At 64.2% G+C, this 18,815-nt stretch carries 9 protein-coding genes and 1 pseudogene; 6 read left to right on the forward strand and 4 right to left on the reverse strand.

From position 1 onward, the window contains the following. The first annotated feature begins 3 nt into the window (after positions 1–3). From GNX95_RS31110 to GNX95_RS31135, 6 genes are all read left to right on the forward strand, one after another. On the forward strand, positions 4–1,398 hold the full coding sequence (locus GNX95_RS31110; protein WP_163511239.1) for a type IV secretory system conjugative DNA transfer family protein: 1,395 nt from the start codon (positions 4–6) through the stop codon (positions 1,396–1,398). Then, on the forward strand, positions 1,395–1,970 hold the full coding sequence (locus GNX95_RS31115) for a hypothetical protein (protein ID WP_163511240.1): 576 nt from the start codon (positions 1,395–1,397) through the stop codon (positions 1,968–1,970). Before GNX95_RS31110 ends, GNX95_RS31115 begins: the two co-directional genes overlap by 4 nt. Continuing rightward, on the forward strand, positions 1,967–3,388 hold the full coding sequence (locus tag GNX95_RS31120) for a hypothetical protein (RefSeq protein WP_163511241.1): 1,422 nt from the start codon (positions 1,967–1,969) through the stop codon (positions 3,386–3,388). Before GNX95_RS31115 ends, GNX95_RS31120 begins: the two co-directional genes overlap by 4 nt. Beyond that, positions 3,388–3,807, forward strand: a complete 420-nt coding sequence (locus GNX95_RS31125; protein WP_187369727.1) for a hypothetical protein — start codon at positions 3,388–3,390, stop codon at positions 3,805–3,807. The genes GNX95_RS31120 and GNX95_RS31125 overlap by 1 nt, the downstream gene beginning before the upstream one ends. Before the next feature lie 311 nt (positions 3,808–4,118). Continuing rightward, entirely contained in the window at positions 4,119–4,781 is a 663-nt protein-coding gene (locus tag GNX95_RS31130; RefSeq protein ID WP_163511242.1) for an RICIN domain-containing protein, read from the forward strand. Between the two features lie 1,099 nt (positions 4,782–5,880). Then, positions 5,881–6,240: a hypothetical protein gene (locus GNX95_RS31135; RefSeq protein ID WP_163511243.1), complete on the forward strand. Its 360-nt coding sequence runs from the start codon at positions 5,881–5,883 to the stop codon at positions 6,238–6,240. A 126-nt stretch (positions 6,241–6,366) separates the two neighbouring features. Here GNX95_RS31135 and GNX95_RS44495 read toward each other — a convergent pair. The 4 genes and pseudogenes from GNX95_RS44495 to GNX95_RS31155 all read right to left on the reverse strand — a co-directional run. After that, positions 6,367–7,194 (reverse strand): annotated as a pseudogene (locus GNX95_RS44495) (RHS repeat-associated core domain-containing protein); the annotation flags it as partial. Between the two features lie 737 nt (positions 7,195–7,931). Next, positions 7,932–8,207, reverse strand: coding sequence for a hypothetical protein (locus GNX95_RS31145; protein ID WP_163511244.1), 276 nt, complete (start codon positions 8,205–8,207; stop codon positions 7,932–7,934). A 15-nt stretch (positions 8,208–8,222) separates the two neighbouring features. Continuing rightward, positions 8,223–14,888: an RHS repeat-associated core domain-containing protein gene (locus tag GNX95_RS43915; RefSeq protein WP_163511245.1), complete on the reverse strand. Its 6,666-nt coding sequence runs from the start codon at positions 14,886–14,888 to the stop codon at positions 8,223–8,225. A 139-nt stretch (positions 14,889–15,027) separates the two neighbouring features. Next, positions 15,028–18,465 (reverse strand): LamG-like jellyroll fold domain-containing protein, encoded by a 3,438-nt coding sequence (locus GNX95_RS31155; RefSeq protein WP_163511246.1) that lies wholly within the window; start codon positions 18,463–18,465, stop codon positions 15,028–15,030. Positions 18,466–18,815 lie beyond the last annotated feature (350 nt).

Below are 18,815 nucleotides of genomic sequence, written 5' to 3' on the forward strand. Positions count from 1 at the left end.
GGCGTGCCGCAGATTGACTGGCCGCCGATCCCACCGTTCCAGGTCGCCGGCAGACAGCAGGTCTTCCTCGGCTGGGACGCCGACGGCGCGTACCGACGGTGCTGGAGCGCACCGGAAGACTCCGTCGGCATCGTCGGACCACCCCGCTACGGCAAGACCTCCGGACTGATCATCCCGACCCTGTTGTCGTGGGACGGGCCGCTGGTGTGCACCTCCACCCGCGGCGACATTCTCGGCTTCACCGGCAACTGGCGGCGCCGGATCGCCGAACCGGTCGGCGGCCGGGTGCTGGTGTACGACCCGTTCGGCAGCGAGTACCCGCGCGACTCGCTGCTCTGGTCGCCGCTGGCGGACTGCGAACAGCCCGGCGTGTGCTACCGGCGCGTCGCGGCGGTCACGGCCGTCGCGGGACAGGGAATCGAGGGTGGCGATCACTGGCGCGCCGGCGCGGCCGCGATCCTACGCGGGTACTTCCACGCCGCGGCGCTGGAAAAGCTGCCGCTGGCGCAGGTCCGGCGATGGCTGGCACGCCAGGAAATCGCCGACCCCGCCGCGATTCTGCGCCTATCGAGCAGCCCGGCGGCGATCTGGGCCGACGACCTTGAAGCGGTTGCGCTGTTGGGTGAGAAGGAACGCGGCAGTTTCTTCTCGGTGGCCCGAAACGCGTTGGAAGCCACCGCCGAACCCACCGTATTGGCGTCGTGCTCGGCGAACGACTTGGACCTCGACGAGTTCCTGGCGACCAAATCGGCGCTGTTCATCATCGGCCCCTCGCATCTGCAGAAGGCCATCGCGCCGCTGGTAGCCGGACTGGTCGACAGCATCGCGCAACGCGCCGCCGAAGTCGCGGCCGTACAAGGTGGCCGGTTGACGTCGCCGCTGCTTCTCGCGCTGGACGAGGTCGCCAACATCGCGCCGATCGAAAGCCTGCCGTCGCTGGTCAGCGAGGGCGGCGGCCGCGGCATCATCACCATGTGGGCCGCGCAGAGCCTGGCCCAGCTGCGGACACGCTACGGCGTCGAGCAGCAGGCCGGCATCCTCGCCGCCACCACTGCCAAACTCATCTTCGGCGGCATGTCCAACGGCCCCGACCTGTCCAACGTCTCCGCTTGGGCCGGCGAGGAAAAAGAAACGTCGATCACCTACCGACCCGGCGCCGTACCGGCCGGAATCGGCCCATCGGCGACACCTACCGGCGTGGCGGCCGCCGCACCCGCCGATCACTCGGTGAGCAGCCTCTACCGTCCAGCCCTCCCGGTCAGCGACCTGCAAATGCTGCCACCGTTCCACGCCTGGCTGTTCTACCGCAGCGATCCACCTCAACGCGTGGAAACCAGACCAGCCGGTCTGATTCCCGAATACCGGCGAATCAAGGGATTCAAGGGCTTCCAACAATGACTGAATACCTGTTCCCAGTCGGATTTCCGCTCGGACAAGCCTTTCCGCTCGATAGCGAGACCTCCACTACCGCACCAGTCGCGGGGGTTCGCGTTGCCGACGTGTTCCACGAACTGAGTCCGGGTGAGTATCTGATCTGGCTGTCGGCGTTCTCGCGCCACACCGCTGCCTCGCTGGTCGGTGTGTCCCGCGACCGCGGCATCGAGGACGCGCCGATCGTTATCGACGCTCTGCTGGGGCTTGGACTGCTGACGACGGTCAACAACGACGATGATCTTCTGCCGAAGAAGCTCGCAAGCCTGCGACTGGTAGCCATTGGTATTGGCCTGGGCAACAGCCGGGGCAGTGTCGGCGATTGGACGATTGGTGACTCAGACCTGAATCCGCGTGCGGTTGTCAACATCGACGTCTACAGCGTTTGGTGTCAGTCCTACCGCCGTACGATCTGGGACGCCTGCGAGCAGATCGCCCAAGACGACCGCCAAGGCCCTCTGAGCGTTGCCCAGAACCTGGTCGACAACCTGCCCGTGTTGCTGGGAGCCGCCTGCGCATTCCTGGACCAAGCTCCATGATGCAACAGCACGAGCCAGACAATGCCGAGGAATCCGGACCGCCAGAACCCAAACCCGCACTCGGAAAAGAAGTCACCCGCACCGTCGGCTTGGAGGTCGTCAAGACCGGCAGCGTTCTCGCCGCGCGCTCGACCGGGCGCGCAGTCGGGTTCGTCGTCGGTGGCTGGACCGGCGGCCCCGCCGGCGCGGCAGCAGGTCAGTACACGGGCGCGCTGGTCGGACAAGCCATCGGCAAAGCCGGCGGTAAGGCCGTAGAAGCCTGGCGAGACGAAGTCCGCGAACGGAACGAGAACGGCGATTCCGATCAGCCGCGGCGGGACCTGAGTCGTTGGCGGCGCAGTTGCGCTGGCATGCGCGCTGGTGGTGCCCGATTCCTCCGCGAACTCGGCCCAGCGATCGGCGAGGTAGTCGGTGAAGCGTTCGGCGGACTCGACAGACATCTCGGGGGCCGTATCTCCGGCATATCAACACGTTTGAGCGGGGCCCGAGACGCAGTCGTGAACAACTTGGGGGGCGCGGCGGCCGGCGTCCTCAAGCCCTTCAGCAACTACCTTTCCGACAAGATCAAGCCGAAGAACCCCGCTCCCGATAACGATCAGGGCGATTCCCCGAACCACCAGCCCAGCAACCCCGACAAAACCCAAGATCAGTCCGCCACTGGATCACCCAGTCCTGCCAACGCCTCTCGTGATCCGAACAGTCCACCACCCAACGACCCGGACTCCAACGAGCCAGAATCCGCTGAGCCAGAAACGGGCGAACCAGAGTCCGCTGAGCCAGGGTCGAGTGGACCAGAGACCAACGAACCAGGATCCAACGAACCCGACTCCGGTGATCCGCAGACCGGCGCGCCGGAGTCTGACGATCTGGAGTCCGCAGACCCGGAGACGGGCGATCCCGCGTCCAGCGAACCGGATTCCAGAGAAGCGGAGAACAACGAACCGGGTTCTAGACGCCAGGAGTCTGGTGAACCCACGTCAAGCGAACTGGAATCTGGCGATCGAGCGACCAACCAACCGGCGACTGATAAGCCGACGACCAACGAGCCGGGGACCAACAAACCCGATATCGGCGAGCCAGCCTCCGGTGAGCCGGAGGCCGACAACCCCGACGGCGGCGAACCAAAACCTGATGCGCCCGAAGTCGACGATGACCGTCCGCAGACAGCCAATCCGCCGAAGACCAACCCCGGTGACAAAGCCGTCGATGAGCCTGATAACGACGAGCCACGACCCGACGCATCCGAGGCCAGCGAAGAAAACCCGCAAACGGCCGGCCCGCCGGAGAACAAACCCGGATACGACCCTCACGCCGAGGACGACCACGTCGCACAGACCATGGGTGGGCATCAAGGAGCCGACAATGCGGGCAACACGGGTACGGGAGCGGGACGCATGACAGATCGGGAGATCGAATAATGGCTGAGCAGCCGGCCAAAAAAGCGCCATGGGTATGGGATCAGCAAGACTCCGCATCCTATCCAACCAAATGGAAAAGCCTGGCCGAGTGGGTACAGTGGTTGCAAGAGGCGTACCACCCCTGGGTTTTGCTACCGCCATGCTGGCCAGCACACGAAGGGCTGTCCACCGAACTGCGGCTTTTTTGGTACTGGCACCGTTGGACTATGGGCGGATCCGCCAGCCCGGTCGACGCCGTCCGCTGGCACAACGATCTACGCCAATCCGCATCAGCATGGCGCGAGTTGGCCGCCTGCACCCATGAGGCGCCATTGCCGCACCGCGCGGCCATCGAACGGCAGCGACGCGACCGCACCGAAGCATTTGTCGATCAAACACACTGCGGGCAATCATCGGCACAGGCGAGTGACATTTCATGACTCTCCCTACGATGTGCCCTCGCTGCCGCACGACACTGCTACCGGGCTTCCCGACATGCGTACATTGCGGCCAGCCAGTCGATCAACCAGCCGATCAAGAAGTAGCGGAGATCGTCGAAAGTCACCACGCTGAAGGCGCGTTTGACCTGCCGGAAACGGCAGCGGACACCGCTTTGATCGCTTCGCAATGGCCCGCGAGTCCCTCTCCCGCGCAGCCACCGCGAACATCATCTCCGGACGAGGATCCGTCGCCGCCACCGACCACCAGGTCGCCTCTCGACCCCAGTGAGCATCCTCCGCAGCCGGAACCGGTGACCGAACGCCGCACCGGGAGGCTTCGGTGGGTCGCGACCGTGCTGCTGGCGGTCGGTATCGGTGCCGGCGCCGGCGCCTGGGCCGTCGACAGGTACGTCGGGGACGCCAAGCGCAGCCCGAGCCTCAGCCCAAGCCTCAGTTCGGGCTTGAGCCCGAGCCTCAGTCCAAACCCGAGCCGGAGCTCAAGCCCGAACTCAAGGCCGAGCCCAAGCCCGAGCCTCGGCCCGACCCCAAGCCTCAGCACCGTCTTGAGCCCAAGCCCGGTCGCCGCGGCCCCGGCCATCGGTCCGATCGTGGGTCTGGGGGGTAAATGCATCAACGGAGACAGCAGCAGCCCTGAGAACGGTGCAGCCGTACGACTTTATATGTGCAATGGCACCAACGCGCAGAAATGGACGGTAAGTTCCGACGAGCGTCTACACGTACTGGACAAATGCCTGGACGTGATCAACAGCGCCACCACACCCGGCACGATGGTGCATATCTACCCCTGCAACGGCACGGCCGCGCAGGTGTGGGAGCTGTGGACGGACGGTTCGCTGCGCAACCCAAACTCCGGACTCTGCCTGGATGTGCCCAACGGTGACACCTCTGATGGCATTCAACTGCAAATCTCTGACTGCAATGGCGCTACGTCCCAACACTGGACCTTGCCGTAGGCGGGACGCCGCCGGCGCACACGGCCCACACACCTACCTTCCCGGCATCGGGTAAGCCCACCGGAAGAGGCGCGGACCCGAAACATTCGTCTTGACCCCTATCGAATAGCGAGAGGTAAACCCGACATGGATCTCGGGGCATCGGGACTGGCGTCGCTTCTTTCGACTCACTCTGTTCCAGACAGCCGGTGGGCGCGCGAGATTTCCCGGAACACCGCGCGAACCACGTTCATGACGGCAGCGGAACGATACGGCTGCGTCCATTAGCCTGTGGTTTATCAGCCGTAGTACGGACGATCCTCCACTTACTGGCAGCCCCATGCACTGGTCGGTATTCCAGCGACGCCCAGTGTCGATCGTTCCAGAGGCGATCCGATCGCGTATGCACAAGATCGTCCGGCGCACGTACGTACGGGCGACACCCTCCGTCTGCGTCTGGTCGGAGGATGGCCCGTAGCCGCTCCAGCTCGTCAGCGAGCCAGCGACAGGGGTCCTCTGCCGCGGGATGCGACGCACTCGTAATGCACCGCCTCCGCGTTACTCCGCCGGTATTCGCAGCTATTTCCCATTTCGCAGATGTAACCGTTGACCTGCGGTTTCATTGCGTCGAAGAGATTCCCAGCGGCGGTGGATTAAGGAGCTGGTCTCGCATTTCCAGGGCGATGTGTGCCCAGAGTGTTTTATGGCAACCGCTCCGTTGGTGCAGTCCTATCGCCGATGGCACCGAGACGACTCTCACGCGAATGGCGTGCCGCCGTCTGTGTTGGCCGCGTTGGCGACACAAGCCGCAACCAGGTGCGGCGCTTCGCGGTTGATATCGCGCAAGAGCTGACCTCACGAAACGTGGCGTACGCGATGTCAACCCGTTGGGCGTTGTCACCAATAGTAGTCGCAGGCAACCTAGCCAACAGCAGCTAGAGATGATGGCGTACAGCAGCCGCCAAACAAGGTGAATGCAGTGGTTTGTCAAGCGGTCGGCTAGCGATAGGTGCGGCGGTCGGTAGTCGCGCGCCGGCGAAACCCATCGTCCTGATCAGCCCAGCGGCGGCGGTGACTGCTCAACCGGCGGCGGTCATACACCGGCCACACCTTGGAGGCTGTGGCCTACCAGTTCGAGCGCGCGGATGGCGCTCTCGTGTCCGACACTGCCGCTTCGTCGGTGAAAGAGATCCTGTGCGCGGCGGTACCGCTGATGAGTTGCGATGGGGCAGCGGTGGTGACGGATGGAAACTTCGTGGTGCGGGAGCCATCAAAGACTGTCCTTAGCGCGCGCGACGAACCACTCAAGAACCTGGAGTGGAATATGAGCCGACAACGTGGCATTAAACGTGGTTCGACCGGACTCATCGTCTCTGAAAATCTCAGCGATCATCGCACCGCCAGGATCGTACAGTTCGAGGCCCAGACCGTCCCGTTCGGATACATCGCTCGCCAGTCTGAGACTATGACCGTCCATTAACGTGGCTCCAAGAATCCCATGAACTTACCGTCCCTGGTGAAACGGACGCCACGTCCCGTCGAGTCGTAGATATTGATCACCTTATTGAGAACCTCTGTTCGTCCGTTTGGGTCATTGAGAATAGAGTCAACGACTGCCTGCCTCTTGCTCGTTTCGACTAGCGGCGTTTCCGGTCGACCTCGGAAACACACTCCCTTTCCGGTCACCGTGTTTCATCAGTGCGCGGCCAGCCTTTGTGAGGCCATTCCGGTCGGCCACTCTTGCTGCTGCGCTCAGGTCGTCGAGAGAGTGACCTCCGACTAACCTACTGCCGCGAGCCAGTCTACTGAGGATCCGCACCAAGGTCACCGCGCCCGCAGAACCTGCGAGTGCTTCGAGACCCACGATGAGCCCGGCGGCGATGAGGATGCCGCCGCCGATGGCTGCCGCGTTCTGTGCTGGAGTGGGCCCGTTGGAACCGGGCGGGCACACCTGGTAGCCGTACGGGGTGCTGATGCACATCTTGCCGAGGTCGGCGCTTGGGTCGTCTGGATCTACGGGGCGAGGGGCGGCAGGTTTGGGTTTGGGCTTTGGTTTCTGGTAGCCCTTCAGGTGAGGATTGCGGCAGCAGTCACCGAGTGGCGGTGCTGAGTAGATGTTCCAGTCCCATTCGGTGCGGCCGCGGTGTCCACGTCCGTTGTTGCGGTTGTTGGCGCCGTCGGGGCCGTATGAACCGCATTGGTAGAGGCAGTAGTCGCCGTCGTAGCCGTGCTCGATATACGGAAGCAGACCGTCGGGGTCGCTGGATGTGACTGGTGCGTTGTTCGCGTAGGAGTAGCCGTTGAGTTGTTGCGGGTCGTCTGCGTTGATGAGGGGGTCGACGGTGGTGAAGCGGCCGGTGGCGGGGTCGTAGTCACGCGCGCCGAGGTGGGTGAGCGTCGTGGCGGTGTTGGTGGTGCCGTTGACGAATCCGTGGTTGTTCGGCCAGGCGGTGCCGGCGCTTGGTGCGCGGTTTCACCAAAGGGTGTGTACCAGCGCCGACTCGTTTGTTTCGTGACTCGCCCGATTAGCTCGGACGCCGCCGCTACCGTACGCAGGGCTGCGGCCTCCGGATCCTCATCCAGCGCGCACGCCAAGACCGCCAGTTCCTGAGCGCGCGGCTGATCTCCCAGCTCCTTCATGGCCTTGAGCAACCGCTCAACCTCGCGGCCATCATCGAACGCGTGCGCGGGTCTCACAGCCCGCCCCGGCTATGTCGTAGCTGAACGACTACCAGGATGGTGTGGCACTACCGAGCCTCGCGAGAGTGGGTCCACACATTGCGGTGACCGTTGGCCGGCGTCCAGGCGTTGTTATGCGCTGGGGAGTGGTCGTTTGTGGAAGCCCTGCCTGTCAGGCTTGGAGGTGGCAGAGTCGGCGATCTCGGTGCTATCGCCAGCGTCGTCGTAGTCATACGTGTGTCGTCGAGCACTGGTCCGTCGGCGAAGTTGAGGCGAACGACGCGCGTTCTGACAAGACGGTGGCCCAGCAATGCGAGCGCGCATAGGTGGCCGCATGGGGAAGGCCGTCTCGTGCCCGAGCGCTGCCACCTCGGCGGCGGCCTCGATGCAGCGCGGGATGCGACGAGCCGTCCCGTCGAGTTCCTGCCGCTAGTGGATGAGCCACGCACCGTCGCCGCCAGGTCATCTTGAGCGTTGCACATAGTTACAGCGTCAATCCAGGTTCTCCGCCATCTCTGCCAAGATCAACTCCTTGAGCTTGTCCACTCGCAGGATGGCAGCCGGGCGTTGCTCGTCACACAACATACCGAATCGAATTTCTTCGAGGTCGGCCTCTGCCTGTCTGAACTCGCGAATCAATGAGCCATACGTACTGTCTAAAGCGCCACCGATAGCAACGAGTGTTCGTTGCATCTCGGCTATCTCAACCTCGGCGCGCTCGAACAGTGCGATAGTGTTGAGCGCATCCGCAAGGAGCCGGTTCGTCACGTCATCACCTCGTCATCACCTCGTTATCACCGTAATGACGATACCGTGCTCGGTGATCACGGTCAGGGAGCCGTTGACATTTGAGATCCGGTCTTCTCCATGTGGTCCCTTGATCCCATTCCGTGCCGTGAACGGGCTGTCCAAGACCTCTTCTACATAACTTGGAGGAATGGATCTCCCGTAGTCGCCACCCGCGGCGGTGCCGTATCCACTTGGCGTCATCCGATCCAGAGCATGCCGCGTATACAGACGTCCATTGATCTCGGCGTAGCTGCGCCCGTCGATGATCACTTCTGGATAGTCGCTGCGGAATTGCCACGGCACTCGACTGCCCGACATTCCACTCTCCGCCGCACCGGCCTCCTCGGCTGCGCCAGCAGCGCGTGCGGCGCGAAGACCACGCGCTATGGAACCAGCAGCACTACGAGCTATCGGGCCGACGACCGGTGCCCACTCAGCAAGGAGAAGAAGACCGTTGAACTCGTTCTCGGCAATGGCTTGGGTCTGCCGCGGACGGTACGGACACACAGTCGATCCGCTGTATGGAAGACCAATACACATGTGGCCGATGTTGATCCAAGGATCATCATCCGGGTTATTGATCTGCGGTTTTGGTGGTGGAGCCGTCAAACACCCAACGGGCGTTTGTAGGCACCGGTTCCTCTTGTACGAACCGGGCATGTCACCATCCTCGCCGCTGATACTGCGGCGATAGTTGTCGAGGTCGCCCGGTAGCGGTCGGGGATGCCGTGAACAATATCTCGTATGGCCACAATTATTGTTGCGGTTGTTGCCGCCGTCTTTACCGTAGGAACCGCACTGGTAGATGCAGTAATCCCCGTCGGAGCCGTGTTCGATGTAGGGGAGCAGTCCGGTGGGGTCGCTGGAGGTGATAGGCGAGTTGTTGGCGTAGGCGTATCCGTTGAGTTGCTGTGGATTGTCAGCAGCAAGAAGCGGATCAGCGGTGGTGAAACGCCCCGTCGCCGGGTCGTAGTCGCGTGCGCCGAGATGAGTCAGGGTAGTGGCGCTACTGACAGTGCCATCAACGAATCCACGGCTGTTGGGCCAAGCACTGCGCACAGCCGGCGTGCGCGATTCTCCGAAGGGTGTGTACCAGCGTCGGCTGATCTGTTTAGTGGAGGTGTCGATCGCGATCTGTGCGGTGCCGTTCTTGTCAGCAATTGTCCATGTGAGGCTGCTAGCAGTTCGGCTAGCGACGGTGGAGCCAGCATAGCTGTAGTAGCGGGTGGTGGTTGGTGTCGTCGCTCCGGCGTCCAGGCTGAGTTCTGTGTTACCGAGTAGGAGGGTCGTCTTGGCTGGTGCGCGGGTAAGGAGGAGGTTGCCGTCGGCATCGTAAACATAGGTGGTGGTGCCACCGGCGTCTCTGCTAGTGACCGGATTGCCTTCGGCGTCATATGTGAATGTGGTGGCGCCGGCATCTGCATATGCACCGTTGAGGGTGTTGCCGGCATCATCGTAGCCGTATGTGCGGGTTGTTCCGTTGGTGGTGGCGGTCTGGACGGCGTGTGGATGTGCCGTGCCGGGTTGCGGGTAGGTGTAGGTGGTTGTGCTGTCGGCGCTCGCGGTGGAGTGGCCGAGACCAGGGGAAGTATCCTGGGTGTTGGCTTTTGCAACAGCCAGCGGTACTGGGGCGGCGTGGTCAGTTTTGCTGATGCGGTTACCGGTTATGTCGTAGGCAAATGATTGCCAGTACGGCGCCGCGCCGCCAAGAGGTGCGCTAGCCGCGTCGATCGCGCAGTCGCCACTCGCCGGTGTCCAACTTTCGACGAGGCGTTGAAGGTAATCGTTACGGAAACATTGGGTGTCAGGATTTGTTGAGGCTGCGTCAGCGAGTCTCGTAACGTTCCCGGCGTCATCGTAGCTGTAGGCCTTATCTTCGATGACCGGGCCGCCGGTGACGTCGAGGCTGACGACACGTGTCCGGTTGAGTCTATGAGTACCGATTTCGTAGCTGAACGAGTGGTCAGCGCTGATGTTGGCGCTGTTGAGGCTGACCTTCTGGAGTTCACCGAAGTCGGTGTACTGCGTCGAGCTGATATAGGGAGTTGCGCCGGCGTTGAGGGTATTGGGCTGGCCGAAGTTGTTGTAACTCGTGGTGACAGTTTCGGCGTTCAGACCGGGCGTTTTTGGATAGCTCTGGCTGCCGACACGCCCTGTCATCGTGTAGCCGGCTTTGAAGCTGTAGCTGCCAGCAAGTGATCCCTCGCTATCAGGGATTGTGTAGGTGGTGCCTAGGGGCCGATAGGCATTGTCGTAACCGGTAACCGAGATGGTGTATGCGTTGCCGTTGTCGAAACGAGTTGACGATGAGAGTTGCCCCTTGGCAAGTGTGTCATATGTCCACGAGGCGCGGAGTGCGCCCGTGGCTGTGTCATCGCGGAGCTCAGTCCTTCGACCGAGGGCGTCGTAGACGTTCGCGACTGTTTGTCCACGGCCATCGGTAATCGTCGCCGGTCGATCCAAGTCATCGTAGGTGGTTCGGGTGGTGCCTCTGTCTGGATCGGTGCTGCTGATTTGTCGGCCGCGGATGTCATAGTGATAACTCCACGTGTTTCCAACTGGGTCTTTTATGATGGCTCGGTTGCCGCGTGGATCGTAGGTATAGGTGGTGCTGTCGTACGGGCCGTTGGCGGCCGTTGTGTGGAATTGCCGTAGCTCAATTGTACGACCTTGCGCGTCGTTGATTGTCGTTGTCGGTGTGCCACCCTGAGGTGGCGTGGTGGTAACGCGATCGCCGCCGTACGCAGTGCTGGTATGCCATTTTTCTTGGCCGTACACGAGCAGCGCGCTGAGAACAGGGCGCTCGGCGCCGTCGTAGTTGGTGATCGTCTGGTCAGAGATGAGGTTGTCGGTGGTACTGGCGATCGTGGTGTCGACTGGATTGCTGTCAGCATAGGTTTTTGTTGCTTTAGTGAGGCCGCGTGAGTCATAGACGGTGTCGGTGATGAGCCTGCCACCGCTGCTGGGGGATTGTGTTTGCCGTGTTCGGAGGAATCCGTCGTAGAGAACGCGTGACGTGAGATATGCGCCGCTGTCGAGGAGTGCCTGCGTGGTGACCGCTGACGGGGCTGTAGAGCGGACGAGGTAGTTGTACTGAATATTGGGCTGCGTGGGGTAGTTAGCTTTGCTGTGATCGGTGTTCCAGATCTGCGTCAGCCGCCCGAGAGGATCGTATGTGGCGTCTGTGCGTTCATTGTTGGCGTCGATGACGTAGAGCGGTTGACCCCATGCTGGTTCAAGGGTAGTCACGGCAGTAAAGCCGAGCATGTTGGTGACCGTTGTGGCGGTGACAGGTCCACCGTTGGTCGGCAAATAACTGGTCGTCGTTTTATTGTTCTTGGCGTCCGCTGCGGTGAGTAGCCGACCATAGAGGTCATAGGTATGGGTGGCAGTGGTGAGGTAAGTAGCGCGGCTTGCGTTCGTGTCCCAACCGTTGACTTTCTCGACATTCGTCGGATTGCCGGCCGACGGCGGGTCGGTGTTGGCGTGGTTGTCGTAGCTGGTGATCACGTCAGTGATGATGTCGTCTGGCCGGTTGGGGGTGGTGGCGCAGTTCTTAGCGACGGTTTCGACCCGCGATGGATAGTTCGTCAGCCAGGCGGTGGTGTTGGGTACGTAGGTGGTGCGGGTGCATTGGTCGTCGGTGGTGGTTGCGGTGTCGCCTTGGTTGTCGAGCTGGGTGGGTTGTCCGTAGGCGTTGTAGGTGGTGGTGGTTTGGGTGCGGCGCCAGCCGCCGGCGGCTAGGGCGGTGCGGGTGCGGGTGGCGGTGGGGTTGACCATGTAGGCGTTGATGCCGCCGCGGCCGTCTTTGTTTTCGGTGGCGGTGGGACCGGTTATTCCTTGGTCGGTGATGGTGCCGGACAGGATGGGGCCGCCGGCGCCGTCGTAGGTGACGGTTTCGCGGGCGAGGCCTTCCAGCGGCCAGGCGTCGCGGGTGGTGCCGCCGTCGGTGTCGGTGATGTTGACTGCTGGGGTGGTGCCGTTGGCTTTGCGGTCGCTGTCCATGCCGCGGAAGTAGCGGGTCATGGTGGAGGACTGGGTCTGCCCGGTTTCGCCTTTGGTGGTGGTGACGGTTTCGTAGCCGCGGTATTCCGACCAGGTGCGCCATTTCCACGGGGACAGTTCGTCGTCGTCCCAGTGCCATGCCACACCATGGCTGTCGTAGGCGTAGTTGGTGACCATGGTGGGTGCCAGGCCGATGCCGTCGGCGTCGGTGACTTGGGTGACGACGTATTTGTGGAACCAGTCCAAAGTCGGCTCGGTGGCATCCGGTGCCTGCCAGTAGGAGGGGAAGCAGCGGTAGGTGTTGCTGTCCGGCGAGGCCGGCATCGTCTTTCCGCGGACGCACTGCTTTGGTGAGTAGGTGATGGAGGTGGTGCCGCCGGTTTCGTTGTGGATGGCGGAGATCCGGCGGCGGTTCAGCGCTACGCAGCAGTCGCCGAGGCCGTCGACGCGGTTGGGCATTTGGATGGAGTCGAAGGTGACGGCTGGGATGGTGGCGGTGCCGCCGACCATGCCGGTGTGGGTGATCGAGTCCAGCCACAGTGCGTTGGGTGAGGTGTCGCCGGGTGAGGGGAAGGAGTGGCCCAGGGTCCAGGAGTCCACGTCGCGGAATTTGACGGTGGGGGTGTCCCAGATCCGGGTGGTGATTTTCGCCAGCATTTTCCGGGTGAAGAACGCGGGGCTGAGCCGGTTGGTGCAGTCGGTGTTGACTGGGCAGATCCGGTCGAACGGCACGTCGGGCCAGGAGTTTTTGGTGGTGGCGTTCAGTTGTGAGGGTGCGCAGGTGACCGAGCCGCTGGGGATGCAGCGTTCGGCAACGTCGAAGGAGATCTGCGCGGTCGGGCCGGTGTTGCCGGTGGTGGTGCCGGTGGTGTATGCGGAGCCGTCGCGGAAACCGTATTCGATTTTGGTGAGGTAGTCACCGGCGATGTAGGCGGTGCGGCTGGCGGGTTTGAGGTTCAGGCCGTAGTAGTTGAATTCCTTGGTGTAGTAGTAGGCCTGCGCGTTGCCGTTGGGGTCCAGGATGTAGTCCAGGTTCCACCGGTAGGCCTGCCAACACCAGGAGGCGGCGTAGGTGGATTTGTTGCAGGGCTCGCCGGTGTGGTTGCCGAACACCGGGACGGTGTCGGTGGAGTTGGTTTCCGGTTTCCCGCTGGTCCACCCCGGGAGCTGGTTTTTCCCGAACCAGTACTGGGTGCCATCCGGGGTGGTGACGATCCACCACTCCCCCGTGTCGCCGGTTTCGCCGAGGTCGCCGTTGGAGGTGCCGGTTTTGTGTTGGACGCGGGTGCCGTCATCGACGCGCAGTTTCCACACGTCAGGGTGGTTGGCGTCGTGGACGAGCTCGGTGGCCTTGCCATTCAACGAGATGGTGGCGTTGTCGCGTTGCCAGCACAGGTCCCCGGTTTTGGTGGTGCCTTGGTTGCCGCCGGTCATGTCGTCGGTGCAGGCCTGGTATCGGCGTTCGATGTAGCCCATCCGCAGGTCGAAGCCGTCGCCGATCCAGGAGGGCTGGTTGTTGGTCGCGGCCACCCGGCCATCCACCGAGCTGGACGAGTAGCCCAGCGCCAGGCTGGGTGCCTGGCCGCCGACCGATGGTGGTACGCGCAGCGGGTAAGACCAGTTGAATCCGCCGCCGGAACCGCCGGCTGACCAGGTCGCCGATGGGGACAGGGAGGTGGCGGCGAAGGTGCCGGCGTTGCCGTCCACGGCGGCCGCGGCGGCGTAGTAGTGCGGCGTCTGACCGGCTGGCACCGCCGCGGTGAGGGTCTTTTTCTTCGCGTTGTTGCTGGTCGGCAACGCGGTGAGCTGACACGCCGGCGCCGAGGGCGTGGTGAGCGCGCAGGCCGGGACGGTGTAGAGCCGTAGCCGGTTGGCGTAGTCGCCACCGGAGGCCTGCTCGAACCCGTCATAGGACAACGTGATCGTGACCGGGGTGCCATCAGGCACCGCATCGGCTTTCGCTGGGCCGCCGGGTGCGGGCAGCACACCAGTGTCGGTGACCGAGAACAGGGATCCCAGGATCCCCGCCTTGTCCGTGCGGGCGCGGTCGGCGAACGCGACCCGGATCTTGCGGCCGGCCAACACCGTCGCCGGCGGACTCGCCTTGGTGCTGCTGTGGTTGGTGGCCGCGTGCGGTGGTTGGCTGGTGAGCCAGATCGGCAGCGCACCGGCCCGCGCGGGTGCCGCCGCTGCTCCGCCGGTCGGTGTGGCTGCCAGGTCGGCGGTGGCCGTACCAGTGGGCCACACCACCGGTTCGGGTGTGAACCGCGGCGCCGGATGGTGCGCGGCCGGCCGGGAGGCCAGCGGGTGGGTGGGGACGCGTTTGTTCCCGTCCGGCAACGACGGCGGCGCCGCTGGCGCGCCGGGCACGGCGGCGTTGGCCGGGCGCGGGTTCCAGGTCGCCGGCAACGTGATCGCCAGCAACACCGCCACGGCCGCGGCCACCAACAGGAACGCACGATGGCGCGCGTTCACCGCGACCGCGGCGCCCCGGGCACGCAGGTCCGCGCTGGAGGACACACCAGCCATCCGCAGCACTACACGAACAGGGTTCGCAACGGTGTCGTCGATGGCGGCACCGATGGCGACACGGACGTGGATCCGGGTCGTCGGTGGTTTCTCTGCGCGGGTCGTTGCACGGGTTGCGCGGTGCACAGCGGGCCTCCCACTGCCGAACGGTCACCCGCGGGGCCGCGGTGACGCGAGGAAACGAACCTGGACTACGTCGGTGCCGTACTCCCGCCGCATCTGCCCCCGTGATGGGCGTGGCGGAGGGTGGGCGCGGTGGTGGTTTCTAGGGTGTTTCGTTGTAGGTGTCAAAAATTTGCTGGTCGGTCAGGACACCGGTGTAGACGCGTACGTCGTCCAGTTGTCCGGGCCATTGGTTCCACAGGCCACTGTTGTAGCGGCAGGCGCCGATATGCACTGGGCCGGTCGCGTTCCACACGGCGGCCGGCGCTGGTGCGGCGGCTGGTCCGGTGTCGCCGGAGGTGATGCCGTTGACGTAGAGCCGCATCTGGTTGTGTGGCCCGTCATAGACCGCGGTGAGGAACACCCATTCCTGTGGGGCGTCCGGGTCGATGCCGGCCACGGTGGAGTCGATGCGGACCTGGGTGGGGTTGATGGTGTCGGTGGCCGGCATCGCGAACGACCATCGGTTGGTGTCTTTGCGGTACTGCAGGAAATATCCGCTGCTGACCGCGCCGTCCTGGCAGACCACGCCGGCGTAGGTGGTCGGGTTGACCACCCGAACCCACGCGGTGAGCGTGAAACTGGTGTCGGTGCGCACCACCGGCCCGGCGGTGGTCGCGTACGCGCTGACGCCGTCGCCATCGAACGCGAACCCCGGTGGGCGTTCAGCCCAGCCCATGTTCGTTCCGGTCGCGGTCTTGCCATGACCAGACAGATCCGCCGTGGTCGTGCCGGTGCCCTCGTCGAACCCCCAGCGACCCATCAGCACCGCCTCGGTGGCCACCTCGGCGATTTCCTCGCTGGTCAACACCCGGTCCCACACCCGCACCGCGTCCACCGTTCCCTGCAACGGGGCCGTGTTCGCGCCGGCCTGCAGGTCACCACCGACCCGCAACCCGCCACCAGCCGGCCACAACCCCGACAACCCGGCCGACGCGGCCAGCACACCGTTGACGTAGAGCCGCAACTGCGTGCCGCCGGCACCACCGGGGTCATAGACACCGGTGACGTGCGTCCACACCCCGGCCGCAGGCGCCGGACCACCGGTGGCGGTGGTGACCGTCGGGGTGTCGGTGTCGGCGCTGGTCGCCCGCAACGCCCAGGAGTGGCTGGCCGCCACGTACTGCAGCGACAACGCCGTGGTCCGGTCCCCGGCCAATCCGAGAACCGCGGAGGAGGTGGTGACGCTGGACAGGGACACCCACGCCGAAATCGTGACCGGCTTGTTGGAACTCACCACCGGCCCGGTGGTCGTAGCCGCCGCCGCGGTCGATGTGGTCGATGCGAACGCCACTGCGCCCTTGTCCCGACCGGTCGTCCAGCTGGTGCCGGAAGCGGGAAGGGTCAGCGGGTGCGCGCCGCCGGCGCTGCTGTCGGCGGCGGTGTTTCCGGTGGCGTCGTTGAACAGCCACTGCCCCGACACGGGCGTGGCCGTGTTGACGATGAAAGAGTACTGGGTCGCCGGGCCGGGTGTGCCGGCCGAGTTCAGCGCCCACACGGTCAGGTAGTTGTCCAGCTGCGTCGTCGGGGTGAACGCCAACGTCGCGGTCATCCCCGTACCGGTGGCCGGCACGCTGCGGTTGGGGTCCAGGACGGTGGAGTTGAACGCGTACGCGTACCGGGTCACCCCGCTCTCACCGTTGGGGCCGAGGGTGAACACGCCGGTGCGTCCCACGCCGTTGCCGACCGCGCCGCCGGAGGGGAAATCGGTCGAGGTCACCGTCGGCGCGTGTTCGGGATGCGCGGCGTTGATGTGGTACTCACACCACGGCGAGTACGGTCCGGCGTCGGTGCCATCCTCGGCGCGGACCCGCCAGGAAATGTCCTCCCCGTCGGCGAACAACCCGGCCGGCACCTGCGCCTGGAACACGGTGTTGGTGGGGTTCTGCATCGCGGTCACGAACTCGCCTCTGGGCGCGGTGGCGTTGGGAATCCACCACTGGAACCGCGCCCGCAGGTTCTGCCCGGCATCCGCGTCCCGCATCGTGGCATACATCGTCGGCGTCGCGGTGGCGATCGTCGGCCGGCTGACGCCGATCACACACGGCTTGTTCTCACTCACCGAGGTCGAGGTCGGCGCGTTGGGCAACGTGTTGTACTCGACGATCATCGCCGCGCTGGAGGCCTGGAACTTCTTCCACGCGAACTCATCGGACTCACTGGCCCGCAGCCCGACCGTCACCCCCGGCCACCCAGCCGCTGCCTGCTGCGCCACCGCCGAGAGAGCGTTGAACTCCAAATACCCATCGCCGCAGCCATGGTCCTCGTTGCCTTTGGACGCGTTCACCGTGGCGATCCGGCGCATCCAACTCGGCTGCGACCTCCACGTCGTGGACGCCGAAATCCCGCCCGTCAACCACAACTCGGTCACCCGCGCCGCGCACGACCACGACCAGGTGTTGTTGATCCGGAACGTCGCCGACAGAATATGCTTGTGGTTGACCGGATCGGTCGCCATCCAGAAAAACGACCGGTTCGTGTTCCCCTCCTGGGACTCATACCCCACCCGCGCGACATTCTCCGACGAATTCCAGAACGACGTCGTCGGATGCAACGCCCACACCGACGTCCACGCCCGCCGGCCCGCCGACACCGACGGATCCAAATACACCGGAAACCGCGTACCCGCACCAGTCAACATCCCCTGATCCGGCACCACCGTGACCGCCCCCGCGGTCAACTCCACCCCCATCTCCGCGCGCGTCGGCTCATCACCCGGCAGATCACCATCACCCGCGTCCGGCGCAGCTTTACCTTGCGGGGTGCTCGCCGGGCCGGGAGTGTCCCACATCGTCGGAGTGGGAGCGTGGAACAAAACATTCCCGCCACCGTCGCGAAAATCGATGTTGCCGGCCCGGTCCTTGGCCGCGCTGACACCCGAGGTCGTCAGACCGAACCGCAATGCCTTCAGCGCCGGGTTCGCCGCCGCCGCGGCGGTCTTGACCACCAGGACCTCGCTGTACCCATCCGCATCCGCCGACAGCCGCAAATCAACATCCGGCAACACATTCGCATACGTGGCCGTATCACCTGACAACGTTGGCGCCGGCAACGCCCCACCCGGCCAGGTCAACGCCAGACTCGACGCGCCGCTGGAAATCCGCACCAACGGGCCAGCACCACCCGCGGAAAACACCATCTGTGTCGGCGCCGCCGCCGGTGCGACCGACCCGTCGCTGCCGCGTACCAGTGTCAGGTCAACCGGAACCCAACTCCCCGACCGGCGCACCCGCACCGGACGCGCGTTCTGCGTCAACGTGAAACTACCCGACGGATTCGCCACCACCACACGCGTTTCCGTCGTCAACGACGACACCTCAACCGGCACCCCCGCCGACCGCGCCTTCGCCAACGCCGCCGACTCACCAAGGACGGCTGACGGCGCCGGTTTCGCCCGGGCCTTCGATGGACTCCCGGCCGAGGCCGGTTGCGGACACGAAACGAGAATTCCCGCCGCGACCAGGGCGCTCAACAACGCCGCGCCCCAACGGGACGGCGCGTACTTTCCGAACAATAAGCGCGAACGACGTGCGCCAGGCACACGTATCCTCAGAATCCCCCGTGCCATTGTCGTCGTCCCTCCGGCCCCGTCCACGATCAGCAGCGAGACAGTAACCCAACGCACGGTCATCTGTCAGTAGGCCGACACGGGGAAAACTAAAATCTGAGCCAAAGAGCGAGTCAAAAACGGGGAAGTCTCCGACCAGAAATCCCAGAACAACTAATACGGCCGATTTCTCGCGTTGCGAGTGAAATGCCGCCCGGCGCCCGGATGCGGTCTCGATATCCCAACCGCGCAGCCGTTGTGGAATTCGACACCAACCCCGAACGTGCCGCGCAACTGGCGTGCTTCGCGGCTCGCCTTCTCGCGGCCGCTTCCGTCGCCGCGAA

The organism is Fodinicola acaciae (assembly GCF_010993745.1).
GTDB classification, from domain to species: domain Bacteria; phylum Actinomycetota; class Actinomycetes; order Mycobacteriales; family HKI-0501; genus Fodinicola; species Fodinicola acaciae.

Bases quoted from the DNA above. Each gene is read 5' to 3' on its own strand.
- GNX95_RS31115 (WP_163511240.1), top strand. From the start codon at position 1,395: ATGACTGAATACCTGTTCCCAGTCGGATTTCCGCTCGGACAAGCCTTT.
- GNX95_RS31120 (WP_163511241.1), top strand. From the start codon at position 1,967: ATGATGCAACAGCACGAGCCAGACAATGCCGAGGAATCCGGACCGCCA.
- GNX95_RS31125 (WP_187369727.1), top strand. From the start codon at position 3,388: ATGGCTGAGCAGCCGGCCAAAAAAGCGCCATGGGTATGGGATCAGCAA.